Source organism: Nonomuraea sp. NPDC050790, from assembly GCF_044456745.1.
In the GTDB taxonomy this organism is placed as follows: domain Bacteria; phylum Actinomycetota; class Actinomycetes; order Streptosporangiales; family Streptosporangiaceae; genus Nonomuraea.
In genome coordinates, this window is sequence record NZ_JBITGF010000006.1 from 534,442 (window position 1) to 557,912 (window position 23,471).

Here is a 23,471-nt window from a genome sequence, read left to right on the forward strand (position 1 = left end):
GAACAGGCCGCACACCGCGGCCTCTTCGCGCTCAGCCGGTGAAGGCCGCCGTCGCCGCGATCCGCTCCCGCCACAGCTCCTCGCCGTCGGGGCCCCAGCCGGCGGCGAAGGCCAGCAGCGCGTGGCAGCGTTCCAGCATCGCCGCGTGCCGCTCCTGCCACTCGGGCACCGCCCCGCCGTAGGACTCGAAGAAGTACGGCAGCGCGTCCACGTGCTCGGGATGGTGGGTCCTGATGATCCACTCGCACCACGCCAGATCCTCGACCGGCTCGCCGCGGTGGGCCCACTCCCAGTCGAGCACCGCCGCGGTCTCGTGCGTCATCGGATCGATGATCAGGTTGTTGGGGCCGTAGTCGCCGTGGACCAGGACGCGGCCCCGGGCGGCGGGCATGGCGTGGATGGCGGCCAGCGTCCGCCCGCAGGCGGTCATGACCTCCTTGGCCAGGCCCTCGTCGAGGAGATCCTGGCCGTGGACGCCCGGCACGAACCGGGTGGTCAGGCTGGTGTCGCTGACCGACTGCACGGCGGGCACGGGCACCCTGCCGCGCATGCGGCGCAACATCTTCCGCTCGGTTTCCAGCCGTTCCGCGGCGCCCGGACCCAGGTAACACTTCACGACCAGAGCGCCGTCGCCGAACGTGCTGTTGGTGTAGCCATGCCTCACAGGGATTGATTCTGGCGCAGACGGCTCCGGTAGACGATGTAAGGGCGGAACAAGTACCCGACGGGCGCCGAGAGCGCGTGCACGAGCCGGGTGAACGGGAACAGCCCGATCATCACCATCCCGGCGATGACGTGCAGCTTGAAGAAGACGGTCGCGTGGGCCATCGCCTCGGCGTCCGGCCGCAGCACGAAGACGCTGCGGAACCACGGCGAGACCGAGTCGCGGTACTCCGCCCCGGTCAGCGTGGCCACCAGCCCGGCCACCACGGCCAGCGCGAGCGCGACGTACATGACCTTGTCGTTGACGGTCGTGGCGCGGAAGACGGGCCCGGAGTGCCGCCGCCGGTAGACGAGCAGGGCCAGGCCGACCAGCACCGCCAGCCCGGCCAGGCCGCCGAACACGCGGGCCAGCAGATGGTAGGCGTGGTCGGACAGGCCGATCGCCTCGGTCCACGAGACCGGGACGAACAGCCCGATCACGTGCCCGGCGATCACGAACAGCAGCCCGTAGTGGAACAGCGGCGAGGCGATCCGCAGCAGCCGCGACTCGTAGAGCTGGGAGGAGCGGGTCGTCCAGCCGAACTTGTCGTAGCGGTAGCGCCACAGCAGCCCGCCGATCAGCACCACCAGCGTCACGTAGGGCGCGATCACCCAGAAGAAGGTCTCGCCGAAGTTCATCGGTACACCCCCACGGACTCGGCGGGCGGGCCGTCCTGCGCCAGCCGGGCCGCCGCCGCCCGCTGCGCCGCGGTCGGCTCCGGCAGGGCGCGGCGCACGCCGTCCAGCACGATCGTGTACGGCGAGCCGTACCCGTCCAGCGCCGAGCGCAGCAGCTCGATCCCCACCCGGTGCTCGGCCAGCAGCGCCTCGCCCGCGGCGTCCAGCGCGGCGAACTCCAGCATCACCGGCAGGAAGTCCGGCAGCTCGTCGTCCATCAGCTCCCACCCGGCGGCCCGGTAGCGGCCCTTGAGCGCGGCCAGCGACTCGCCGCGCCGCCGCGTGTCGCCGTCGGCGTAGTAGGTGAGGTAGAGGCAGCAGCGCCGCTTGAGGTCGAACAGGTCCACGTAGTGCGCGGCCAGTTCGCCCGGTCCCATGGCGCGGATGGCGGCGGCGAAGCCGGGGAAGCACGGCGCGGCGGCCTGCTCGATCAGCGGCAGCCGTCCCCAGAAGCGCTCGTCGGGGTAGGCGAGCAGGTGCGCGGCGGCCTGCCAGGTCACGGCCTTGTTCATGACGGCTCGCCCTTCTTCGGCGGGAACAGGCCGGCGGGTTTGCCCCTGCCGTCCCAGTTGAGGAGGTTGACCCGCTCGCGCGTGGTCTCCTCGCCGGTCTGGCGCTGCTTCAGCCCGTGGAAGCTCTCGATCGAGACCGGCACCGGCTGGCCGGAGCCCTCCCCGAACGGCCCCGCCATCCCCGGTCCGCCGTCGTAGTCGAGGCTGCAGCCGATCTCCTCCACGGCCCCGGGCGTCATGCCGTAGGCGGTGGGAATGACGTAGCGCTCGTCGTAGCGGGCCAGGGCCAGCAGCCGGTACATGCCCTGGATGTCCTCCGCCGACAGCCCGGAGAGCGGCAGCTCGGGCTCCTCGCCCAGGTTGACCGAGCGCATGTACGAGCGCATGGCCGCCAGCCGCCGCAGCGCCGCCGTCACGGGCACCGGGTCGCCGGCGGTGAACAGCTCGGCCAGGTACTCCACCGGGATGCGCAGCGCCTCGACGGCGGCGAACAGGTTGCCCGCGTCCTCGCCGTCGTACCCGCCGTTGGCCAGCGCGTCCACGACGGGCGACAGCGGCGGCACGTACCAGACCATCGGCAGCGTGCGGTACTCCGGGTGCAGCGGCAGCGCGACCCGGTAGCGCGTGATCAGGTCGTGCACGGGTGAGCGGCGGGCCGCCTCGATCCAGTCGTCCGGCAGCCCGGAGTCGGCCACGGCCGGGTCGTCGGGGTCGACGAAGAGCGAGAGCTGCGCCTCGTACAGCTCCTTGTCGTCGGCGATGCTCGCCACCTCGCCCACGCGGTCGGCGTCGTAGAGCATGACGCCCAGGTAGCGCAGGCGCCCGACGCACGTCTCCGAGCACACGGTCGGCAGCCCGACCTCCACCCGCGGGTAGCAGAACGTGCACTTCTCGGCCTTGCCGGTGCGGTGGTTGAAGTAGATCTTCTTGTACGGGCAGCCGGTCACGCACATCCGCCAGCCGCGGCAGCGGTCCTGGTCCACCAGGACGATGCCGTCCTCCTCACGCTTGTAGAGGGCGCCGGACGGGCAGGAGGCGACGCAGGACGGGTTCAGGCAGTGCTCGCAGATGCGCGGCAGGTAGAACATGAACGCCTGCTCGAACTCCAGCCTCACCTGCTCGCCGACCTTGCGCAGCACGGGGTCGGCCGACGGGTCGCCGCCGAGGTTGTCGTCCCAGTTGGCGCTCCAGCGGATGGCCATGGGTTCGCCGCTGATGAGCGAGCGGGGCGGGGCGACCGGGATGTCGTCGCCGAGCGGGGCGCGGGTGAGATTCTCGTAGTCGTAGGTCCAGGGCTCGTAGTAGTCCTGGATGTTCGGCATGAGCGGGTTGGCGAAGATGCCGAGGAGCTTGCGGAGCCTGCCGCCCGCCCGCAGGCGCAGCCGTCCCTTGGCGTCGACCTCCCAGCCGCCGCGCCACCGGTCCTGGTCCTCGTAGCCACGCGGGTAGCCCTGGCCTGGGCGGGTCTCGACGTTGTTGAACCAGGCGTACTCGACCCCCGCCCGGTTCGTCCACGTCTGCTTGCAGGTCACCGAGCAGGTATGACAGCCGATGCACTTGTCCAGGTTCATCACCATGGCAAGTTGCGCCATGATCCGCACTAGTAGATCACCTCCTGCGAGCGCTTCCTGATCACCGTGATCTCGTCGCGCTGGTTGCCGGTGGGGCCGAGGTAGTTGAAGGCGTAGGAGAGCTGGGCGTAGCCGCCGATCATGTGGGTGGGTTTGATCAGCACACGGGTGAGCGCGTTGTGGATGCCGCCCCGCCGCCCGGTGGCTTCCGACTTAGGCACGTCGATCACCCGGTCCTGGGCGTGGTGCATGTAGACGGTGCCCTCGGGCATCCGGTGGGAGACGATCGCCCTGGCCACGACCACGCCGTTGCGGTTGACGGCCTCGACCCAGTCGTTGTCGGCCACGCCGATCTTCGCCGCGTCCTCGACCGACATCCAGATCACCGGGCCGCCGCGCGAGAGCGAGAGCATGAGCAGGTTGTCCTGGTACTCGGAGTGGATGGACCACTTCGAGTGCGGCGTCAGGTACCGCACCACCAGCGCGCCCTCGCCGCCCTCGTCGCCGAACAGGGCGGCGATGTCCAGCGGCGGCCGGTAGATCGGCAGGGCCTCGCCGTACTCGTGCATCCAGTCGTGGTCGAGGAAGAAGTGCATCCGGCCGGTGAGCGTGTGCCACGGCTTGTCGTGCTCGACGTTGATGGTGAAGGGCGAGTAGCGCCGGTCGTGCGACTCCTTGCCGGACCACTCCGGGCTGGAGGCCACGTGCGTGGGCCTGGCCTGGGTGTCGGCGAAGACGATGCGGTGGTCGCCGTGGACGAGGTCGCCGAAGTCGGTGCCGGTCCGCTCGGCCAGTTGGGCGAACCCCTGCGCGGCCAGTCGCCCGTTGCTGACCCCCGACAGCGCCAGGATCGCCTCGCACGCCTTGGCCTCGGTGTCGAGCATCGGCCGTCCCTTGCCGATCCCGCGCGGCACCAGCCCGCACCGCTCGCCGAGCCAGACGATCTCCTCGTCGGGCGTGAACACCACGCCCTTGACCGGCAGCCCCTTGCCCTCGGCCAGCGGGCCGAGCGCCGCCATCTTCTCGGCGACCGCGCCGTAGTCGCGCTCGACCACCACGAGGTTGGGCCTCACCCGGGCGGGCGCGCGCCCGCCCGGCTGGGCGATCTCGCCCGGCGTGTCGTGCTGGTACGGCAGCGCCACCACGTCCTTCCTGATCCCGAGCCGATCCTTGGCCATGGCGCTGAACGCCCTGGCGATCGCGTGGAAGGCGTGGAAGTCGCTCTTGGTCTCCCAGGGCGGCGTGATGGCCGGGTTGAACGCGTGCACGAACGGGTGCATGTCCGTCGAGGACAGGTCGTGCTTCTCGTACCAGGTCGCGGCGGGCAGCACGATGTCGGAGAACAGCGTCGAGGACGTCATCCTGAAGTCGAGCGTCAGCAGCAGGTCCAGCTTGCCGCGCGGCGCCTGCTCGTCGGGCCGCGGCAGGTTGGAGCGCGCGCCGAGCAGGTGGTGCAGGAAGTACTCGTTGCCCTTGGCGCTGGACCCCAGCAGGTTGGAGCGCCACAGCGTCAGCACGCGCGGCCAGTTGCGCGGGTCGTCGGGGTCCTCGGCGGCGTAGCGCAGGGTGCCGTTGGCCAGTTCCTCCTGGGCGTCGGCCACCGGGTCGGCCGCGTCGCCCAGGTCCAGCGGGTTGCGGTCGAAGGCGGGCGCCATTGGCATCCAGCCGTTCCTGACCGCCTCGGTGACCAGGTCGGCGGTGTGCCTGCCGTGGAAGAGCCCGGGGCCGAGCGGGGAGCTCAGCTCGCCGGCGTCGAAGCGGTCGTAGCGCCACTGGTCGGTGTGCAGGTACCAGAACGGCGTGCCGGGCGTCTGCCGGGCCGGGCGCGACCAGTCCAGGCCGCCGGCGAGCTGCGCCCAGCCGGTCTGCGGGCGGCACTTCTCCTGGCCCACGTAGTGCGCCCAGCCGCCGCCGTTGCGTCCCTGGCAGCCGGTCAGCATGAGCAGCGTCAGGAAGGAGCGGTAGATCGTGTCGCCGTGGAACCACTGGGTGGTTCCGGCGCCCAGGATGATCATGCAGCGGCCGCGGGTCTGCTCGGCCGTCGCGGCGAACTCTCTGACGATCTTGATGGCGCGCGCCGCCGGGACCCGTGTGATCGGCTCCTGCCAGGCCGGTGTGTACGGCTCGGACGCGTCGCCGTACCCGTGGGGCCAGCGGCCCGGCAGCCCGCGGCGGTGCACGCCGTACTGGGCCAGCATGAGGTCGAAGACGGTCGTGACCAGGTGCCCGCCGACCCGCCTGACCGGGACGCCGCGGGTCAGCGGGCCGCCGCCGTCGAAGCGGGGCAGCGCGATCTCCACCGACTCCCCGCCGAGCAGGGTGAGCAGAGGCTCGGTGTCGAGCCGGAGGTTCCAGCGGCCCTTGCCCCGCTCGCCCCAGCGGAAGCCGACCGACCCGTTGGGCACGACCGGCTCGCCGTCGGCGCCGAGGAAGACGGTCTTCCACTCCGCCGACTCCTCCTGCGAGCCCAGGTCGGCCGCGGTCAGGAACTTGTCCGGCACGTGGCGGCCGTCGCGCTCGGTCAGCCGGACGAGGAAGGGCAGGTCGGTGAACCGGCTGACGTACTCGGTGAAGTACGGCACCTGCCGCTCGACGAAGCACTCCTTCAGCAGCACGTGGCCCATCGCCATGGCCAGCGCGCCGTCGGAGCCCGGGTTGACCGCCAGGAACTCGTCGGCGAACTTGGCCGCGTCGTTGTAGTCGGGCGCGACCACGACCACCTTCTGGCCCCGGTAGCGGGCCTCGGCCATCCAGTGGGCGTCGGGCGTGCGGGTGACCGGGACGTTGGCGCCCCACAGCATCAGGTACGCCGCGTCCCACCAGTCGGCCGACTCGGGCACGTCGGTCTGGTCGCCGAAGACCTGCGGGGAGGCGACCGGCAGGTCGGCGTACCAGTCGTAGAAGCTGAGCATGGTGCCGCCGATCAGCGAGACGAACCGGGCGCCGATCGCGTGGCTGACCATGGACATCGCGGGGATGGGGGAGAAGCCGGCCACGCGGTCGGGGCCGTAGGTCTCGATGGTGTGGACGTGGGCGGCGGCGATCATCTCGGTGGCCAGGTCCCAGGTGATGCGGACGAGGCCGCCTTGGCCGCGGGCGCTCTGGTAGATCTCCCGCTTTTGCGGATTTGTCGTGATTTCGGCCCAGGCGGCTACCGGGTCGAGGCCGTCGGCGCGGGCTTCGCCGTACATGCTGACCAGGACGCCGCGCGCGTACGGGTAGCGGATGCGCGTCGGCGAGTAGGTGTACCAGGAGAAGGCGGCGCCGCGCGGGCAGCCGCGCGGCTCGTACTCGGGACGGTCGGGGCCGACGCTCGGGTAGTCGGTCTGCTGCGTCTCCCAGGTGATGATGCCGTCCTTGACGTAGACCTTCCACGAACACGAGCCGGTGCAATTCACGCCGTGCGTCGAGCGGACCACCTTGTCGTGGCTCCACCGGTCGCGGTAGTAGGCGTCGCCCTCGCGGCCGCCGGACAGGTAGACGGTCCGCAGGTCCCGGCCCGTGACCGATCTGCGGAAGAACCGGCCGGTCTTCAGAAGGATGTCCTCCGCCTCGCTCATACCCCCAGTGCATCACACTCTGTAGTGATCTGTTACACAGGGTGCATGCGTGCGCGAAATCTGGTGCTGGCGACCGTGGCCTTCGCCGTCACCTTCTGGGCGTGGAACCTCATCGGTCCGCTGTCCGGCAGCTACAGCAAGGCGCTGAACCTGTCGGCGACCGAGACTTCCATGCTGGTCGCGATTCCCGTGCTGGTCGGGTCGCTGGGCCGGATCCCGGCGGGAATGCTGGCCGACAAGTTCGGCGGGCGGCTGATGTTCGCGGTCGTGTGCTTCGTCTCGATCGTGCCGGTGCTGTTCCTGGGCTGGTCGAACTCCTACGGATGGCTGCTGTTCTGGGGATTCATGCTGGGCATCCCGGGCACCTCGTTCGCGATCGGCATCCCGTTCGTCAACGCCTGGTACGAGCCGGCGCGGCGCGGGTTCGCCACCGGCGTGTTCGGGGCCGGAATGGGCGGCACCGCCTTGTCCGCATTTTTCACGCCACGGCTGGTCGAATCGCTGGGCCGTTCCACCACACACGTGATCATGGCGGCGGCGCTCGCCGTCATGGGCGTGATCATGCTGCTGGCCAGCCGCAACTCGCCCGCCTGGAAACCCTCCACCGAACCCGCGCTGCCCCGCATGAAGGACGCGATGAAGATCAAGGCCACCTGGCAGTGCGCCTTCCTGTACGCGGTCGCGTTCGGCGGTTTCGTCGCCTTCTCCACCTACCTGCCGACGCTCCTGCAGAACGTCTACGAGTTCGCCCAGACCGAGGCCGGCCTGCGCACCGCCGGATTCTCCATCGCCGCCGTCATCGCCCGCCCGCTCGGCGGCATCTCCTCCGACCGCATCGGCCCCGTCCGGGTGCTGACGATCTCCTTCGCCGGAGCCGTCGCCATGGCCGTCGTCCTGTCCTTCAACCCGCCGCTGGAGATCCCCGCCGGGGTCAGCTTCGTGCTCATGGCCTTCTTCCTCGGCCTCGGCACCGGCGGCGTCTTCGCGCTCGTCGCCCAGCTCGTCGAGGGCTCGCGGGTCGGCACCGTCACCGGCCTCGTCGGGGCCGCGGGCGGGCTCGGCGGATACTTCCCGCCGCTGGTCATGGGGGCCGTCTACACGGCGACCGGCGCGTACACGATCGGCTATCTGCTGCTCGCGCTGACCGCCCTGGTGGCACTGCTTTACACCCTGCGCGCGTTCAGAAAATGATTTGCCTGGTCAGGGCGGCTTTGGCAGCCTGGTCAGGCTATGCGCTCCCTGCCTGAAGCCGATCCCGGCACCCCTGACATCCGCACGCCCTTCCGCTACCTGCTGTGGAACGCGCGGCGGCAGAAGACCGCGCTCGCCATCGGCATCGGGTTCGCCACCCTCTGGTGGCTCGGGCAGGCGCTCGTTCCCGCCGTCCTCGGCAAGGGCATCGACGCCGTCACGGCCAAGGACACCCGGGCGCTGGTGACCTGGTCGGCGATCATGCTCGGGCTGGGCCTGCTGCAGGCGTTCGCCGGCATCATGCGCCACCGCTTCGCCGTCTACAACTGGCTGGCCGCGGCGTACCGCACCGTGCAGCTCACCACCCGCCACGCCGCCCACCTCGGCGCCACGCTGCCCAAGCGGCTGTCGACCGGCGAGGTCGTCAGCGTCGGCAACTCCGACATCGCGCACATCGGCAACTCGCTGGACATCCTGCTGCGCGGCACCGGCGCGGTCGTGGCCATCGTCACCGTCACGATCTACCTCATCTCCGCCTCGCTGCCCCTCGGCCTGCTCGTGCTGTTCGGCGTGCCGCTCATGGCCGTCGCCGTCGGCCCGCTGCTCAAGCCGCTGCACCGGCGCCAGAAGGCGCACCGCGACCTCCAGGGCGAGCTGTCCACGCGCTCGGCCGACATCGTCTCCGGCCTGCGCGTCCTGCGCGGCATCGGCGGCGAGCAGGTCTTCTCCGGGCGCTACCGGGAGGAGTCGCAGCGCGTACGCCACGCCGGCGTCCGGGTGGCCGGGATCGAGTCGCTGCTCGAAGGCGCGCAGATCCTCCTGCCCGGCGTGCTCATCGCCGTCGTCACCGGCATCGGCGCCTCCTTCGCGCTCGGCGGCCAGATCACCGCCGGCCAGCTCGTCGCCTTCTACGGCTACGCGGTCTTCCTCATCGGACCCATGCGCACGCTCACCGAGGCCGCCGACAAGCTGACCAAGGGCCACGTGGCCGCGCGCCGCGTGGTGCGGATCCTGTCGATGGAGCCCGAGGTCGAGGGCGGCGACGGCACGTCGGAGGGCGGCGTGCTGCGCGACTCCTACAGCGGGGTCACCCTCCAGCCCGGCACGTTGACCGCGCTGGCCGCCGCCACCCCCGAGGAGGCGATCGAGGTCGCCGACCGCCTGGGCCGCTACGCGCCCGGCGACGTCACCTTCGGCGGCGTCGAGCTGGCCGAGCTGCCGATCCCCGAGGTCCGCGAGCGCATCCTGGTCGCCGACAACGGCGCCCGGCTGTTCTCCGGCCGCCTGGCCGACGAGCTCGACGTGCGCGGCAACGCCTCCCCCGACGAGGTACGCGACGCGCTGCGGGCCGCCTGCGCGGAGGACATCGTGGACGCGCTGCCCGACGGCCTCGACACCGTGGTCGCCGAGGGCGGCCGGGAGTTCTCCGGCGGCCAGCAGCAGCGGCTGCGCCTGGCCCGCGCCCTGGTGGCCGACCCGGAGGTGCTCATCCTCGTCGAGCCCACCAGCGCCGTCGACGCCCACAGCGAGGCCCGCATCGCCGAGCGGCTGGCCAAGGCGCGCGCCGGCAAGACCACGCTGATCTGCACCACGAGCCCGCTCGTGCTCGACCGCACCGAGCACGTGGTCTACCTGGAGGACGGCCGCGTCCTCGCGGAAGGCCCGCACCGCGAGCTGCTCGCCACCTCCAGCGCCTACTCGGCGACCGTCACGAGGGGCGAGGACTGACATGAGCGCACACAACCGATGGGTGAGTCACAGATGAGCAGGGAGATCCTGCCGGTAGCCGACCTGAAACAAGTACGCGCCTACGCGCGCAGGCTGACGCTGAAGTATCCGCGCCAGCTCTCCGTCGCGCTCGCGCTGCACGGACTGGCCGCGGTGTCGGGCCTGGCCGTGCCGTGGCAGCTCGGCAAGCTGGTCCAGGACGTCCAGGACGGCGCGCGGGTCAACGTGTGGCTCGTCGGCCTGGCCATCGGCGGCTTCCTGCTCGTGCAGGCGGCGCTGGTGCGCTTCGCCGTGCTCGCCTCCTCCCGGCTGGGCGAGCGGGTGCTGGCCGAGCTGCGCGAGGAGTTCGTCGACCGGGTGCTCGGGCTGCCGCTGTCCACCGTCGAGCGGGCGGGCTCCGGTGACCTGATCACGCGTACGTCGCGGGACGTGGACTCCTTGTCCAGGACGGTGCGGCACGCCGTACCGGAGACGCTGATCGCGGTGGTCACCTTCACGATCACCGTCGGCGCGCTGCTGCTGGTCAGCCCGCTGCTCATGCTGCCCATGCTGATCGCCGCGCCCATCCTGTGGATCGCCACCCGCTGGTACCTCAACCGGGCCCGCGACGGCTACCTGCGGGAGAACGCAGCCTACGCCGACATGACCGAGGGCCTGGCCGAGACCGTCGAGGGCGCCCGTGCCGTGGAGGCGCTGGGCCTGCAGCGGCGGCGCGCCGCGCGTACCGACCGCGACATCACCGCCTCCTACGCGGCCGAGCGCTACACGCTCGGGCTGCGCACGGTCTGGTTCCCCGCCGTGGAGCTCGGCTACGTGCTGCCGGTCGTCATCAGCCTGCTGGTCGGCGGCCTGTTCTACATCAACGACTGGGTCACCATCGCCCAGGTCACCGCCGCCACCATCTACGCCCAGCAGCTCATCGACCCGCTCGACCGCTTCCTCATGTGGATCGACGAGCTCCAGGTGGGCGGCGCCGCCATGTCCCGCCTGCTGGGCGTGGCGAACGTGCCCGAGGACCGCGCCGCCACCGGCGAGCGGCCCGAGGGCGAGGACCTGGAGGCCGACGAGGTCCGCTACGCCTACCGGGAGGGCAGGGACGTGCTGCACGGCGTCTCGCTGACCGTCGCGCCGGGCGAGCGGCTGGCCATGGTCGGACCGTCCGGCGCGGGCAAGTCCACGCTCGGCAGGCTGCTGGCCGGCATCCACGGCCCGCGCACCGGCGCCGTGACCGTCGGCGGCGTCCCGCTGGTCGACCTTCCCCTGGACGACCTGCGCGGCCACGTCGCGCTCGTCACCCAGGAACACCACGTCTTCAAGGGCACGCTGCGCGACAACCTGCTCATCGCCCGTCCCGACGCCACCGACGACCGGGTACGGCAGGCGCTGGCGGCCGTCGACGCCCTCGACTGGGCGCTGGCCCTGGAGGACGGGCTCGACACGGAGGTCGGCTCCGGCGGCCTGGCCGTCTCGCCGGCGCAGGCCCAGCAGCTCGCGCTGGCCCGCCTCGTGCTGGCCGACCCGCACACGCTGGTGCTCGACGAGGCGACCTCGCTCATCGACCCGCGCGCCGCCAGGAACCTGGAGCGGTCGCTGGCCGCCGTGCTGGAGGGACGGACGGTCATCGCCATCGCCCACCGGCTCTACACGGCCCACGACGCCGACCGGGTGGCGGTGGTGGAGGACGGGACGATCAGCGAGCTGGGCAGCCATGACGAGCTGGTGGAGCGGGGCGGCTCCTACGCGGCGTTGTGGTCGAGCTGGCACGGCACCCCGGCCTCCCGCTGACCCCGCTTCCCGCCTGCCCGGGAAAAGGGACGGCCCCGCTCCGGATTCCGGAGCGGGGCTCGGCGGGCCGTACCGCCTGAGGGACGGCCGTGTCGCCCGTGGCCTGGCCTCGCCTGAGGCGCGGCCGTGCCGCACGGGGGTCAGGCGTGGTGGCGCAGGCGGTAGGCGACCGTGGAGACCCAGGCCAGTGCCAGCGACACCCCGATCGCCAGCGTGAGCGAGCCCATCCGGCCCCCGCTCATCGCCCAGCCGTTGCCCAGGATGACGGCGACGCCGGCCAGCCGGGAGACGATCGCGCAGGCGCGGTCGCCGGTGCGGGCGAAGTGACGGCCCAGGACGAACCCGGCCGCCGCCAGCGCGAAGAACGTGATCGATCCGGCCGCCATGTGCGCGACCGCGTGCCAGCTCATCTCGGCCGGCGGGCCCGCCGGGGTGCCGACCGGGAAGCCGTCGCCCGCGTCCATGGTGAAGGCGCCGGCGGCGATCATGCCGATGCCGACCGTGCGGATCAGGCGGGGCGTCCAGACGCCGCCCGGCTGCCCGGCCAGCGCGCGCCGCAGGCCGCTCGCCCCGGCGATGAACAGCACCCCGACGGTGGCGAAGGTCGCGATCTGGATCCAGCCCAGCTCGCCGGTCGCGAGCTGGCTGAGGGGGTGGCGGGTGAGGTCGAAGCCCTCCCGGGTGAACGCCTGCGCCAGCGAGACCACCACCCAGACCGGCGCGGCGAGCGCGGCGGCGGTGAGCAGCGTGCGGGTGGTGGCGGGGCCGGCGACGGTGACGGTGGTGGTGGTCATGTCCGTGGTTCCTTTCGGTGTCTTTGTCTACGCGTCGTCGGAGGCATGTGACAGGGAACGCTAGGGTGTGCGCCATGAAGTTTCTGCTGACGAGCGTGGGCCGGCCGCGGGCCGATGAGGCCCTTCAGATGGAGATGGGCGAGTTCATCAAGGAGCTGACCGAGGCGGGCGTGCTGATCGCCACCGGCGGCATGGAGCTGGGCGGCACCCTGATCAAGTCGGTGGGCGGCGAGATCACGGTCATGGACGGCCCGTTCGCCGAGGCCAAGGAGATGGCGGGCGGGTTCGCGCTGATCGAGGTCGGCTCCCGGGAGGAGGCGCTGGAGCTCTCCCGGCGCTTCTTCGCGATCATCGGGGACGGTGAGGGCAGGATGCAGCAGATCTACGGATGACGGCCGCCGCGGTCGACGCGGTCTGGAAGGCCGAGTCCGCGCGGATCGTCGCCGGTCTGACGCGGATGGTCCGCGACGTGGGCCTGGCTGAGGAACTCGCCCAGGACGCCCTGGTCGCCGCCCTGGAGCAGTGGCCCACGCAGGGCGTACCGGACAATCCGGGTGCTTGGCTCATGACGGCGGCCAAGCGGCGGGCCGTCGACCACCTGCGGCGGGGCGAGCGGCAGGAGCGCAAGCACGCCGAGATCGCCCGCACGCTGGAGCAGGAGCCGTCCGAGACGGTCGGTCTCGACGACGACGTGCTGCGGCTGATGTTCATCTCCAGCCACCCCGTCCTGCCCGCCGAGGAGCGGGCCGCGCTGACCCTGCGCCTGCTCGGCGGGCTGACCTCCGAGGAGATCGCGCGGGCCTTCCTCGTGCCGGAGCAGACCGTCGCCCTGCGCGTCGCCAAGGCCAAGCGCACGCTGGCCGAGGAGCAGATCCCCTTCGAGCTCCCGCCGGGCCCGGAACTGGCCACCCGCCTGGCCTCGGTTCTGGAGGTCATCTACCTGATCTTCAACGAGGGCTACTCCGCCACGGCCGGCGACGACCTGACCCGGCCGGCCCTCGCGATGGAGGCGCTCAGGCTGGGCCGCCTGCTGGCCGGCCTGGCCCCGGACGAGGCGGAGGTGCACGGCCTCGTCGCGCTGATGGAGATCCAGCAGTCGCGCTCCGCCGCCCGCACCGGGCCCTCCGGCGAGCCCGTCCAGCTCCACGAGCAGGACCGCGCCCTCTGGGACCAGGAGCTGATCAACCGGGGTTTCGCGTCGATGCTGCGCGCCCGGCAGGCGGGCGGGCCCCTCGGCCCCTACGTGCTGCAGGCCGCGATCGCCGTCTCCCACGCCCAGGCCGCGAGCGCGCAGGAGACCAACTGGGTCCAGATCGCCGCCCTGTACGCGGCGCTGGCCCGCCTGATGCCGTCCCCGGTCGTCCAGCTCAACCGGGCCGTGGCCGTGGGCATGGCCGAGGGACCCGCGGCAGGGCTGGCCCTGGTCGACGAGCTGACCAGGGACCCGGCGCTGAAGGACTACCACCCGCTGTCGGTGGTGCACGGCGACCTGCTGGCCCGGCTGGGGCGTGAGGAGGAGGCCCGCACCCAGCTCGAACGCGCCGCGTCCCTCACCAGGAACGCCGCGGAACGTGCCTTCCTCCTCAGGCGCGCCGCCACCCTCACCGCCGTCCTCGTCGCCGAGGGCGCGGGACGGGCGCTGGGGGAGGCGGTGGAGGGGTTCCTGTCGCGGGCCGACCTGGGGGCCGGGACGCTGCGGTCCTATGGGCAGACGTTGCGCAGGCTCCGGCTGGACCTGGGGCCGCGCACGCCGCTGGCCGCGGTGGACGCCGCGCGGGTGGCCGGGGTGTTCGCCCTCGCCTGGGGTACGGCCGCGCCCAAGACCTGGAACCGGCACCGCGCCGCCGTACGCTCCTTCTCGGCATGGGCCGGCCTGCCCGACCTGTCGGCCGACCTCGACCGCAGGGCGGAGAGCCGCGAACGCCGTCCCGCGGTGGACGGCCCCGGCCTGAGCGCCCTGTGGCGCCACCCGTCCCTGCGCGAGCGGACCCTGTGGCGGCTCGTCCACGAGTCGGGGGCCGGCGCGCGGACCGTGCTCTCCCTCGACGTCGAGGACCTGGACCTGGAGGCGCGCCGCGCCCGCGCGGGCCGGACGTGGATCACCTGGGGGGACGGCGCCGCCGAACTCCTGCCGGAACTGCTGGCCGGGCGGCCGAGGGGCCCGGTCTTCCTGGCCGACCGCAGGCCCGCGCCGGCCCGGATGCCGAAACCGGCCGACCTGTGCCCGGTGACGGGCCGGGGGCGGCTGTCGTACGAGCGGTCGGAGTATCTCTTCAAGCGGGCCTCGGGCGGTTTCACCCTTCACCAGCTCGCGTATCACTGACAACGTCTCTCAGTTGTCGGTGATACGGGTACGTGTTATCGTTGATTACATGGATACGAAAGCGGCGATAATCGAGGCGGTGGCGGACCTCCTGGCCCGCTCGCCCAGCGGTGACGTGTCCACCCGCGCGATGTGCGAGGCGGTCGGCGTCCAGCAGCCCGTGCTGTACCGGCTGTTCAACGACAAGGACACGCTGCTGGCCGCGACCGTCGACCATGTCTGGGGCAAGTACCTGGAGGTCAAGCGGGCGGCCAAGGAGTCCGACGACCCGCTGGAGGACCTGCGGGCGGGCTGGGACAGCCACACCGCGTTCGCGCTGGCCAATCCCAACATCTACCGGCTGATGTTCTCCCCGGCGCTGCGGGCCAAGTCCGAGGCGGCCGAGGAGGCCATGGGCATCCTGCGCGGGATGCTGGAGCGGCTCGCCGTGCTGGGACGGCTCCGGGTGACGCCCGAGGTCGGCGCACGGATGATCATGTCGGCCAACACCGGGGTGGCGCTCGCGCTCATCACCCATCCCGCCCAGTATCCGGACGCGGGCCTGTCGGTGCTGGTCCGCGACGCGATCCACCAGGCCATCCTGCTCGACTCCGCCGCGGCTGTCTCCGCGGGCGACGCCCGGCGGGCGGCGGCCACCACCCTGGTGGCCTCGCTCGACGGGCTGACCCCCGAGCCGTTCAACGCCGCGGAGGCCGGGCTGCTGGGGCACTGGCTCACCCAGATCGCGGAACGCCGCTGACCCTTCGCCATTCCCGGGCGCGGGGCCGTACCGGCATGCCATAAAACACGGAAGGACAGGACATGAACGACACCACCACCCGCGTCGCGCTCGTCATCGGCGGCTCAGGCGGCATCGGACGCGAGGTCGCCGAGCGGCTCGGCCGCGACGGCATCGCGGTCGCCGTGCACTACGCGGGCAGCAAGGACAAGGCCGACGAGACGGTCGCCGCGGTGACCGCGGCCGGCGGCAGGGCCATCGCGGTGAGCGGTGACGTCGCCGACGAGCAGGCCATGGCCGCCGCGTTCGACGCCGTCGAGCGGGAGTTCGGGGGCATCGACGTGGTCGTCAACACCGCCGGGATCATGCTCCTGGCGCCGATCGCCACCCTGGACCTCGACGACCTCGACCGCATGCACCGCACCAACATCCGGGGCACCTTCGTGATCTCCCAGCAGGCGGCCCGGCGGGTACGGCCCGGTGGCGCGATCGTCAACTTCTCCACCTCCGTCACCCGCCTCGGCTTCCCCACCTACGGCGCGTACGTGGCGAGCAAGGGCGCGGTCGAGGCCATGACGCTGGTCCTGGCCAGGGAGATGCGCGGCAAGGACATCACCGTCAACGCCGTGGCGCCCGGTCCCACGGCCACGCCGTTGTTCCTGGAGGGCAAGGACCAGGGCACGATCGACAACCTCGCCAAGGCTCCGCCGCTGGAGCGCCTGGGCACGCCGAGCGACATCGCCGAGGTGGTCTCGTTCCTGGCCGGACCGGCCCGCTGGATGAACGGCCAGATCCTCTACGCCAACGGCGGCATCGCCTGAACGTTTCTCGCGAAGGTGGTCGGTGGGGGTCCGGCCGCGCCTCTTCCAGCCGGCGGCCACAACTGCCGCACCGCCGCCCATTCCGGCCGCGCCATCGAGGCCCTGATCGGCGCCGGCATCCGGGGCGTGCATGCATGCGGCCGCACTTCGGCGACTGCCACGGCCTCCTCCGAGGCCGTTCTGCGCTGGTGGGCCGAGGGGCTGGTCGGCCCGTCCGTGACGTTCATCCACTGCACCGGCCTGACCGCCGACGCCTGCCGGGCCATGGGCGCGGCGGGCGCCACGTTGTCCTCGGCGTCGATCTGGCCGAGGTGCGCGAGTCGTGCGACCGCCTCCTGCGATCGCCCTCAGTGATGCTTGGCGGTGTTAGGTAAATCTAACACTGCCAAATTCTTCTCCCGCTCACTAGCGTGAGGCCGTGCTCGCTGGCCAGGACGTTTCCGGCGCCGGCGCACGGCAGCACCCTTGTCGCCGCAGCAGCGTGGCGCGGGGCCGTACCTGGAGGAGATCTTTTCTGTGGGCATCACGCAACCCCTGTCACGGAACGTCGCACGCGGCCTGGCCATGGCCGGGCTGGCCACCGCCGCCGGTGTCGTGATCCTGGACGCGTCGATGGTGAACCTGGCCACGCGCGCCATCCGTGCCGCACTGAACCTGTCCACGACCGAGCTGTCGTGGGTGGTGGACGGCTATCTGATCGCGTTCGCGGGGCTGCTGCTGCTCGGCGGCCGGCTCGCCGACGTGCTGGGCGGGCGGCGGGTGTTCATGGCGGGCGTCGTGGTGTACGCGGTCGCGTCCGTGGCGTGCGCGCTCGCCGTGAGCGGCCTCACGCTGATCGCGGCCAGAATCGTCCAGGGCGCGGGCGCGGCGATCCTGACACCCGCCGCCCTGTCGCTCATGCTCGGCCTCTACTCCGGGGCCGAGGAACGGCGTCGCGCGCTCGGCGTCTGGGGCGGGGTCGCCGGGGCGGGCAGCCTGCTCGGCGTCGCGCTCGGCGGCGTGGTGACCCAGGCGATGGGCTGGCCGGTGATCTTCTGGCTGCCGGTGCCCGTGGTGATCGTCACGGCCGCCATGGTCTGGTACGCGGTCCCGTCCTCCCCGGCCAGGCCCGGCCGGTTCGACCTGCCCGGAGCGGCGACGATCACCTTGGGCGCCTCGGCACTGGCCCTCGGGCTGATCTCCGCGCCGGAGGTCGGGTGGGGCTCGCCGCGTACCGTCGTGAGCCTGGTGGTCGGCGTCGTCGCGCTGGGCGCGTTCGTCGTCGCCGAACTGCGCTCCGGCCAGCCGCTCGTTCCACTCGGCGTCTTCCGGCAGGCGCCCGTGGTCGTCGCCAACGCCGTGATGCTCCTGCTGGGCGCGGTGTCGGTGGGTCTGTTCTACTTCCTGCCCCAGTTCCAGCAGCAGGTCCTCGGCATGTCGCCGATCACGACCGGCCTGAGCCAGCTCCCGATCGCGGTCATGATCACGCTGGGCGGGTTCGCCGCGCCCTGGGTGGCCAAGGCGGCGGGGCTCAGGACCGCGATGGCCGGGGCGCTGGTGGCGTTGCTCGCCGGGCTGGTCTGGCTGGCGGGCAACGGGGTGGGCAGCGAGTACGCGACCGGCCTGCTGGGTCCGTTCCTGCTGATCGGCGCCGGGCTCGGGCTTGGGTTCGTCTACGCGATCACGCTCGCCGTGTCCAGCGCCACCGTGGGGGAGACGGGCCTGCTCAGCGGGCTGATCAACGCGACCAGGCAACTCGGCGGCGCCCTTGGGCTCGCTGCCCTGGTCGCCGTGTCCACCGGAGGGTCGGGGCACGACGTGGCGTACACGAGCGCCTTTCTCGGGACCGCGGCGCTCACGCTGATCGCCGTCGTCCTGTCCCTCGTCCCGGCCGCCCACCGCAGATCCTGAAGGAGAGACATGATGGAGACTTCGACCGTCCTGGTGACCGGTGCGACCGGGGGAATCGGCTCGCTGCTGGTTCCGGCGCTGCTCGCGCGGGGCGTACACGTGCGCGCGATGACCCGCAGCGCAGAACGCGCGGTCGGCCTCCCCGACGGGGCCGAGACCGTCGTGGCCGACCTGGGCGAACCGGGTGCCGCGCTGGACGGCGTGGACACGGTGTTCCTGAACAGCCCGTCCGCCCCCGACGCCGCCGACCTCCAGATCCGCTTCGCGCAGTCCGCCCGCCGGGCCGGCGTCCGCAGGCTGGTCGTGCTGTCCCAGTACGCCGCCCGCGCCGACTCTCCGGTACGGTTCCTGCGCTGGCACGCGGCGGTGGAGACGTCCATCCGCGACCTCGGCCTGGAGTCGTGGACCGTGCTGCGTCCCAACCTGTTCATGCAGGGCGTCCTCGCCTTCGCCGGGCTGATCCGGGCGCAGGGGATGTTCGCCGCCCCGATCGGCGGGGCCGCCGTGAGTGCCGTGGACACCCGCGACATCGCCGACGCGGCGGCGGCCGTACTCACCGAGCCCGGCCACGCCGGCCGCACCTACACCCTGACCGGACCGCGCGCGGTCACCCACACCGAGATCGCCGAAGCGCTGTCGGCCGCCACCGGAACCCGGATCGCCTTCGCCGACACACGCCCCGAGGACTTCGCGGCCGCGCTACGCGGGATGCTGCCGGACTGGCAGATCGAGGGCCTGGTCGAGGACTACGCGCACTATGCCAGGGGCGAGGCGGCAGAGATCCACACCGACCTCCCCGCCCTCACCGGCCATCCGGCCCGCGACCTGACCGACTTCACCCGCGACTACGCCCGGCTCTTCACCCCGGCGCCCGCGAAGGAGACCTTCATCCCCGCGCTCGTCAAGGAGACCTCGACCCCCGCGACCACCGAGGAGACCCTCACCCTCGCGCCCGCCGAGGAGACCCTTACTCCCGCGCGCGCGAGGGAGACCTTCACCTCCGCGCCCGCCGGGGAGATCGACACTCCGGCGCCCGCCAAAGAGACCTTCATCCCCGCGCTCGTCAAGGAGAACTGAGGATGTCTGCCTTGGAACCTGGCGCTGCCGTGTCCGCCAGGGCCAACCGGCGCCGCTGGTGGTGGGTGTTGTGGGGGTTGATGGCCGTCTGCGCGATCGGTATCGCCGCCTACGCCGTGCCGCCGTACCTGACGGGGAACGAGGCCGACAGCAGCGTGCCGATCGACCCGGACGTGGCGCTGCACTACCTGTCGCTGTCCGTGCACGCCGTTCCCGGCGGGCTCGCGCTGATCCTCGGGCCCCTGCAGTTCATGTCCCGGCTACGGGCCCGCAGGCCCAAGCTGCACCGGGTGACGGGCCGGATCTACATGATCTGCATCCTCGTCGCCTCCGGGGCGGCGGTGTTCGCCGCGACGTTCTCGCTGGGCGGCTTCTCGGTCCAGATCGCGTTCTACCTGCTGGTCGTTGGCTGGCTGTACACGGTGACCAAGGCGTACCTGAGCATCCGCCGGGGCGACGTGCAACTGCACCGGATCTGGCTGATCCGCAACTACGCTCTGACGTTCGCCGCCGTCACCCTGCGGGTCTACCTGCTCGTCGGCCTGCAGTTGAAAAGTGGGGTCTTTCCCGGGCTGCCGTTCGAGGAGATCTACAACGCCAGCGTGTGGGCGTCCATCCTGGTCAACCTGGCGGTGGCCGAGTTCTTCATCATCCAACGCACGCTGGCGCCCCTGGCCCGCCGCCAAACGGCCACCACCGCCTAACCGCCGCAACACCCCCCGGCTCCCACCCCAGCCCCAGCCCCAGCCCCGGTCCCAGCTCCCGTCCCGGTCCCGGTGCCCGCCTCGGCTCCGGCGCCTGCCCCGGCTCCGCCTCAGCCTCCGACCTCGACCTCGGATCACTCACTCCCGTGTGGGGCCCCGTTCGGAACCAGTTCCGCAGTCGGACGCACGGCGGAGCGGTCAAGGTGGAGCGCAAGCCAGAGCGATCGGGGTTGGGGGCGAGGTGGGGCGGTCGGGGTGGAGCGTGGGGTGGAGGAGTCGGGGTGCGGCGTGGAGTGGACCAGTTGGGGTGCGGCGTGGGGTGGGGCGGTTGGGGTGGGGCGTGAGGCAGAGCGGTCGAGGTGGGGCGTTAGGTGGGGGCGGTTGGGGGGTGGAGGGGGTGCTTACCAGGTGAGGAGGCGGCGGGGGTGGGGTGGGATGGTGGGTGGGGGTTGGTGGCGGAGGGTTATTAGGCCCAGGGGGAGGAGGACTGCGGCCAGGAGGGCTGTGGTGACCAGGTCGGGGATGGTGGCGGCCTTCAGTACGCCCATCCAGGTCAGGCCGGGTAGCAACACGATCACGGCGCGGGCCGTGCCGAACAGGCCGGTACGCCACGCGGCCACCACCAGCAACATCGTTCCCGCGTACTGGCCCACCGAGCACCACACCGGAACCCGCCACGGCCCGTACGAGATGTCCACGTACTCGGCCATGACCGCCTGGGTGGCTCCGCCCACCCCGAGCGTCTCGGTCAGTTGGAAGGCGGTCTGGTCGGCGCCGGTGAAGTACAGGCGGGCGAACAGGCCCACGACGATCAGCATGGCTCCCCAGTACGCCAGCCGGGTGCCGATGAGCTGGCCCAGCGTGATGCAGGCAGGGAACATCAGTACCGCTCCCAGGGCGAACACCGCATAGGCGGCCGTCACCAGGCCGGGGTCGGCGTGGTAGGCGATCAACTGCCCCGGTCCGGCGAAGTCCTGCTGCTCGGCCCACGCCTGCTGGGCCGGTGTGAGGGCCGTCTCGGTGGCCAGATACCGCAGCAAAAAGCCCACAAACCAGACGACCGGCCCCAGGATCAGGGCCAAACCGCCGACAAAACTCCCAGGAAAGGCGGTCAGCCGCCCAAGGGAACCGCTGGGGCGATCGCGGGACCCGGTGAAGCCAGCCGAGGAACCTGTGGAGCTAGCCGAAGACCCGGTGGGGCTGGCCGAGGAACCTGTGGGACTAGCCGAGGACCCGGTGGGGCTGACCGAGAAGCTGGCGGAGGAATCGGTGGGGCGAGTGGAAGAGCTGGTGGAACGAGCGGGAGACCTGTCAGGTGGTGGAGTGGCCATGTCTGACAACCCTGGCCGACGCCCGCCCCCCGCCCATCACCCGAAAGTAACCCACCCACCCTTACTTTCGTCAGCCCCTTCCCCCGAGCGCCAAAGGGGCAGTGCAGGTCCCGTCAGAGCCGAAGGTAAAGCCCGGCGAAGAAATGAGGGCCGCAAAGGATATATCGGATCGATAATGAAAATAAATTGCGCGATTTTAGAGTGGGGGCCACAGGAAACAGCGATGGAAAGGGTGGTGCATGATGCGCCGCATCGTCACGATCAGCCTGGCGGCCGCCGTAGCCGCCGCGCCCGTTCTCGTCTTCCCCGGCCCGGCCGCGGCCAAGAGTTGCATCACCCAACGCCTCAAGGACGACGGCGACCTCGGTGGAATATCCGGCAAGATATTCTTCGCCTACGGTTCCCATCCCACCGACGGCCGCCAGGTCGTCGGCAGTTTCACGGCGCGCGGTGAAACGCTCAGAACCGACGTCCGGCTCAAGAAATACGAGTATCTCCAGCTACTCAAGAAGGACGGGACGATTATCGAGCAGATCGACCCCGGCCAGAAGTACCGGGATCTGGATCTGCCGGAGAACATCGACGTTTATCTGCAGTTTCTCGGCGGGCTCCATACCTGTAAGCGGACGAAGCTGCGCACCTGAGCGTCAGCATTTCGTGTCCGGGGCGGGGAGTTCGGTGTCGGTGAGGTAGCGGTCGATGTGGGCGCGGGCGCAGGTGTTGAAGATGTACAGCGTGTGACCGGGCCCCTCGTGCCGGACCACGGCGCTGCCGGGCACCTGGCTCACCACGCGCCGCACCGCGTCCGACTCGCCCCACGCGCCGCTGCCCAGAAGCGGGGGGACGCCCTTGGGCAGCGGCTTGGGCGGGTTGGTCACCCCGACCGGCCAGCCCACGCAGGCCAGGGTGCCGCTGGCCAGGGTGCCCGCGGTGCCGACGTTGGGGGCGAGCTTGCGCAGGCGGCGCAGGCTCGCCTCCATCGCGGCGCGGTCGGCGAAGCGGGGCCAGTCGGTGCACTCGGTGACGCCGGTGGACTGGTCGGGGTAGCGCAGGCCGCGTTCGGGGACGAAACCGGAGGCGTCACCGGCCACGGCGTTCTTGACGGCGGCGGCGACGGCCGGGAAGTCGTTGCCCCGGCGGACCAGGCCGAGCATCAGGTCCTGGAGGTCGGTGCCGTTGTAGGCGACGCCGGGCGCCTTCTTGGCCGGGATCGGCTTGCGGTTGGCCGACGCCACCAGGGCGCGCCACTCGCGGGCGGAGCCCGCGCCCTTCCAGGCGAAGTAGCGGGCCATGAACTCCTCGTTGGTCCTGGCCATCGCGTCCAGCTCGGCGGGCCAGTCGGCGGTGCTGTGGTTCCAGGTGCCGTCCAGGGCGATGGCTCGCACCCTGTCGGGGAACAGGCGGGCGTAGTCCTGGCCGTAGAAGCCCGCGTAGGAGGCGCCGTAGTAGGTCAGGCGGGGTTCGCCCAGGGCCTTTCTGATGGCTTCCATGTCGCGGGCGTGGTCGGCCGAGCTCATGTTCGCGAACAGCTCGGGGTCCTTGCTCCGGCACGGCTCGGCGTAGCCCCGGTTGGTGTCGTGCAGGCGGCCGAACTCGGCGTCGTCGCCCGGGAAGGCGGCGATCGGGATCCTGGTCCAGGTGCAGGGCAGGCCGGTGCTCAGGCCGCCGAACTGCTCGCCGTAGCCGCGGGTGTCCCAGGTGACGAGGTGCATGCGCTTGCGCAGGCCCGCCCAGGTGGCGGCGGTCTGCTGGGTCATGGCGATGCCGGGTCCGCCCGGCCCGCCGTACGCGAGGAGGGCCGAGCCCTTGGCGTGGCCGGTCGACTTGAGACGGCCGAGCTTCAGCGTGATCGTGCGCCCGGCGGGTTTGCTCCAGTCGACGGGCACCTTGAGGTCGGCGCATTCCATGCCGACCTTGTCACCGGGGCAGGGGCTCCAGGCCAGCGGGTCGGGGGCAGGCGCCGGGGTCGCCGTCAGCGTCAGGGTCAGGGCGAGGGAGGTCCACATGGCGTACAGGATCGTGGGGGAGGGGCGGGTGGCGCGTCGGACCACGGTCTGATGATGGAAGGCCGTGGTCCGACCCTGGT

19 protein-coding genes are annotated in these 23,471 nt (G+C 71.5%); 11 read left to right on the forward strand and 8 right to left on the reverse strand.

Going from position 1 to position 23,471, the window contains the following annotated elements:
- Window positions 1-31 precede the first annotated feature (31 nt).
- The 5 genes from ACIBEJ_RS31860 to ACIBEJ_RS31880 are packed head-to-tail and all read right to left on the reverse strand — an operon-like array spanning window position 32 to window position 7,023.
- On the reverse strand, window positions 32-664 hold the full coding sequence (locus ACIBEJ_RS31860; RefSeq protein WP_397186560.1) for a phosphotransferase: 633 nt from the start codon (window positions 662-664) through the stop codon (window positions 32-34).
- Window positions 661-1,341 carry a respiratory nitrate reductase subunit gamma gene (gene narI, locus ACIBEJ_RS31865; protein ID WP_397186561.1) on the reverse strand — a complete coding sequence of 227 codons (681 nt, stop codon included), beginning with the start codon at window positions 1,339-1,341 and terminating at the stop codon, window positions 661-663. The genes ACIBEJ_RS31860 and narI overlap by 4 nt, the downstream gene beginning before the upstream one ends.
- A complete protein-coding gene (gene narJ / locus ACIBEJ_RS31870; RefSeq protein WP_397186562.1) occupies window positions 1,338-1,892 on the reverse strand; it encodes a nitrate reductase molybdenum cofactor assembly chaperone in 555 nt (184 codons plus the stop codon). Before narJ ends, narI begins: the two co-directional genes overlap by 4 nt.
- Window positions 1,889-3,484: a nitrate reductase subunit beta gene (gene narH, locus ACIBEJ_RS31875; protein ID WP_397186563.1), complete on the reverse strand. Its 1,596-nt coding sequence runs from the start codon at window positions 3,482-3,484 to the stop codon at window positions 1,889-1,891. The genes narJ and narH overlap by 4 nt, the downstream gene beginning before the upstream one ends.
- Before the next feature lie 8 nt (window positions 3,485-3,492).
- Window positions 3,493-7,023, reverse strand: a complete 3,531-nt coding sequence (locus ACIBEJ_RS31880) for a nitrate reductase subunit alpha (protein ID WP_397186564.1) — start codon at window positions 7,021-7,023, stop codon at window positions 3,493-3,495.
- A gap of 45 nt (window positions 7,024-7,068) precedes the next feature.
- Here ACIBEJ_RS31880 and ACIBEJ_RS31885 point away from each other — a divergent pair, with 45 nt between their 5' ends.
- From ACIBEJ_RS31885 to ACIBEJ_RS31895, 3 genes are read left to right on the forward strand one after another with little or no spacing between them, the layout of a single operon-like run.
- The gene (locus ACIBEJ_RS31885) at window positions 7,069-8,214 is read left to right on the forward strand and encodes a nitrate/nitrite transporter (RefSeq protein WP_397186565.1); all 1,146 of its coding nucleotides are present in this window, start codon (window positions 7,069-7,071) and stop codon (window positions 8,212-8,214) included.
- Between the two features lie 39 nt (window positions 8,215-8,253).
- Window positions 8,254-9,942, forward strand: a complete 1,689-nt coding sequence (locus tag ACIBEJ_RS31890) for an ABC transporter ATP-binding protein (RefSeq protein ID WP_397186566.1) — start codon at window positions 8,254-8,256, stop codon at window positions 9,940-9,942.
- A 33-nt stretch (window positions 9,943-9,975) separates the two neighbouring features.
- Entirely contained in the window at window positions 9,976-11,727 is a 1,752-nt protein-coding gene (locus tag ACIBEJ_RS31895; protein WP_397186568.1) for an ABC transporter ATP-binding protein, read from the forward strand.
- 140 nt (window positions 11,728-11,867) lie between these two features.
- On the opposite strand, the gene ACIBEJ_RS31900 is transcribed toward ACIBEJ_RS31895, so the two are convergent.
- Window positions 11,868-12,521 carry a DUF998 domain-containing protein gene (locus tag ACIBEJ_RS31900; RefSeq protein WP_397186569.1) on the reverse strand — a complete coding sequence of 218 codons (654 nt, stop codon included), beginning with the start codon at window positions 12,519-12,521 and terminating at the stop codon, window positions 11,868-11,870.
- A gap of 74 nt (window positions 12,522-12,595) precedes the next feature.
- On the opposite strand from ACIBEJ_RS31900, the gene ACIBEJ_RS31905 reads away from it, so the two are divergent.
- The 7 genes from ACIBEJ_RS31905 to ACIBEJ_RS31935 all read left to right on the forward strand — a co-directional run bounded on the left by ACIBEJ_RS31905 (window position 12,596) and on the right by ACIBEJ_RS31935 (window position 20,054).
- A complete protein-coding gene (locus tag ACIBEJ_RS31905) occupies window positions 12,596-12,913 on the forward strand; it encodes a YciI family protein (RefSeq protein ID WP_397186570.1) in 318 nt (105 codons plus the stop codon).
- Window positions 12,910-14,844: a sigma-70 family RNA polymerase sigma factor gene (locus ACIBEJ_RS31910; RefSeq protein ID WP_397186571.1), complete on the forward strand. Its 1,935-nt coding sequence runs from the start codon at window positions 12,910-12,912 to the stop codon at window positions 14,842-14,844. The genes ACIBEJ_RS31905 and ACIBEJ_RS31910 overlap by 4 nt, the downstream gene beginning before the upstream one ends.
- A 49-nt stretch (window positions 14,845-14,893) precedes the next feature.
- Complete coding sequence (locus tag ACIBEJ_RS31915) at window positions 14,894-15,583, forward strand: TetR/AcrR family transcriptional regulator (protein WP_397186572.1); 690 nt, start codon at window positions 14,894-14,896, stop codon at window positions 15,581-15,583.
- Window positions 15,584-15,645: 62 nt separating this feature from the next.
- Window positions 15,646-16,383 (forward strand): SDR family oxidoreductase, encoded by a 738-nt coding sequence (locus ACIBEJ_RS31920; RefSeq protein ID WP_397186573.1) that lies wholly within the window; start codon window positions 15,646-15,648, stop codon window positions 16,381-16,383.
- A 516-nt stretch (window positions 16,384-16,899) separates the two neighbouring features.
- Entirely contained in the window at window positions 16,900-18,273 is a 1,374-nt protein-coding gene (locus ACIBEJ_RS31925; protein WP_397186574.1) for an MFS transporter, read from the forward strand.
- Between the two features lie 9 nt (window positions 18,274-18,282).
- Window positions 18,283-19,350 (forward strand): SDR family oxidoreductase, encoded by a 1,068-nt coding sequence (locus ACIBEJ_RS31930; RefSeq protein ID WP_397186575.1) that lies wholly within the window; start codon window positions 18,283-18,285, stop codon window positions 19,348-19,350.
- Window positions 19,351-19,352: 2 nt separating this feature from the next.
- On the forward strand, window positions 19,353-20,054 hold the full coding sequence (locus ACIBEJ_RS31935) for a DUF2306 domain-containing protein (RefSeq protein WP_397186576.1): 702 nt from the start codon (window positions 19,353-19,355) through the stop codon (window positions 20,052-20,054).
- 401 nt (window positions 20,055-20,455) lie between these two features.
- On the opposite strand, the gene ACIBEJ_RS31940 is transcribed toward ACIBEJ_RS31935, so the two are convergent.
- Entirely contained in the window at window positions 20,456-21,136 is a 681-nt protein-coding gene (locus tag ACIBEJ_RS31940; protein ID WP_397186577.1) for a hypothetical protein, read from the reverse strand.
- Window positions 21,137-21,624: 488 nt separating this feature from the next.
- On the opposite strand from ACIBEJ_RS31940, the gene ACIBEJ_RS31945 reads away from it, so the two are divergent.
- On the forward strand, window positions 21,625-22,029 hold the full coding sequence (locus tag ACIBEJ_RS31945; RefSeq protein WP_397186578.1) for a hypothetical protein: 405 nt from the start codon (window positions 21,625-21,627) through the stop codon (window positions 22,027-22,029).
- 3 nt (window positions 22,030-22,032) lie between these two features.
- Here the strand turns inward: ACIBEJ_RS31945 and ACIBEJ_RS31950 are convergent, their stop codons facing one another.
- Window positions 22,033-23,436 carry an alpha/beta fold hydrolase gene (locus ACIBEJ_RS31950; protein ID WP_397186579.1) on the reverse strand — a complete coding sequence of 468 codons (1,404 nt, stop codon included), beginning with the start codon at window positions 23,434-23,436 and terminating at the stop codon, window positions 22,033-22,035.
- Between the last annotated feature and the right edge of the window lie 35 nt (window positions 23,437-23,471).

What these genes read in the sequence shown, in the direction of transcription:
- narI (WP_397186561.1), bottom strand. Translation starts at nt 1,341, where the DNA reads ATGAACTTCGGCGAGACCTTCTTCTGGGTGATCGCGCCCTACGTGACG.
- narJ (WP_397186562.1), bottom strand. Translation starts at nt 1,892, where the DNA reads ATGAACAAGGCCGTGACCTGGCAGGCCGCCGCGCACCTGCTCGCCTAC.
- narH (WP_397186563.1), bottom strand. Translation starts at nt 3,484, where the DNA reads ATGGCGCAACTTGCCATGGTGATGAACCTGGACAAGTGCATCGGCTGT.
- ACIBEJ_RS31880 (WP_397186564.1), bottom strand. Translation starts at nt 7,023, where the DNA reads ATGAGCGAGGCGGAGGACATCCTTCTGAAGACCGGCCGGTTCTTCCGC.
- ACIBEJ_RS31885 (WP_397186565.1), top strand. Translation starts at nt 7,069, where the DNA reads ATGCGTGCGCGAAATCTGGTGCTGGCGACCGTGGCCTTCGCCGTCACC.
- ACIBEJ_RS31890 (WP_397186566.1), top strand. Translation starts at nt 8,254, where the DNA reads ATGCGCTCCCTGCCTGAAGCCGATCCCGGCACCCCTGACATCCGCACG.
- ACIBEJ_RS31895 (WP_397186568.1), top strand. Translation starts at nt 9,976, where the DNA reads ATGAGCAGGGAGATCCTGCCGGTAGCCGACCTGAAACAAGTACGCGCC.
- ACIBEJ_RS31900 (WP_397186569.1), bottom strand. Translation starts at nt 12,521, where the DNA reads ATGACCACCACCACCGTCACCGTCGCCGGCCCCGCCACCACCCGCACG.
- ACIBEJ_RS31905 (WP_397186570.1), top strand. Translation starts at nt 12,596, where the DNA reads ATGAAGTTTCTGCTGACGAGCGTGGGCCGGCCGCGGGCCGATGAGGCC.
- ACIBEJ_RS31910 (WP_397186571.1), top strand. Translation starts at nt 12,910, where the DNA reads ATGACGGCCGCCGCGGTCGACGCGGTCTGGAAGGCCGAGTCCGCGCGG.
- ACIBEJ_RS31915 (WP_397186572.1), top strand. Translation starts at nt 14,894, where the DNA reads ATGGATACGAAAGCGGCGATAATCGAGGCGGTGGCGGACCTCCTGGCC.
- ACIBEJ_RS31920 (WP_397186573.1), top strand. Translation starts at nt 15,646, where the DNA reads ATGAACGACACCACCACCCGCGTCGCGCTCGTCATCGGCGGCTCAGGC.
- ACIBEJ_RS31930 (WP_397186575.1), top strand. Translation starts at nt 18,283, where the DNA reads ATGATGGAGACTTCGACCGTCCTGGTGACCGGTGCGACCGGGGGAATC.
- ACIBEJ_RS31935 (WP_397186576.1), top strand. Translation starts at nt 19,353, where the DNA reads ATGTCTGCCTTGGAACCTGGCGCTGCCGTGTCCGCCAGGGCCAACCGG.
- ACIBEJ_RS31945 (WP_397186578.1), top strand. Translation starts at nt 21,625, where the DNA reads ATGATGCGCCGCATCGTCACGATCAGCCTGGCGGCCGCCGTAGCCGCC.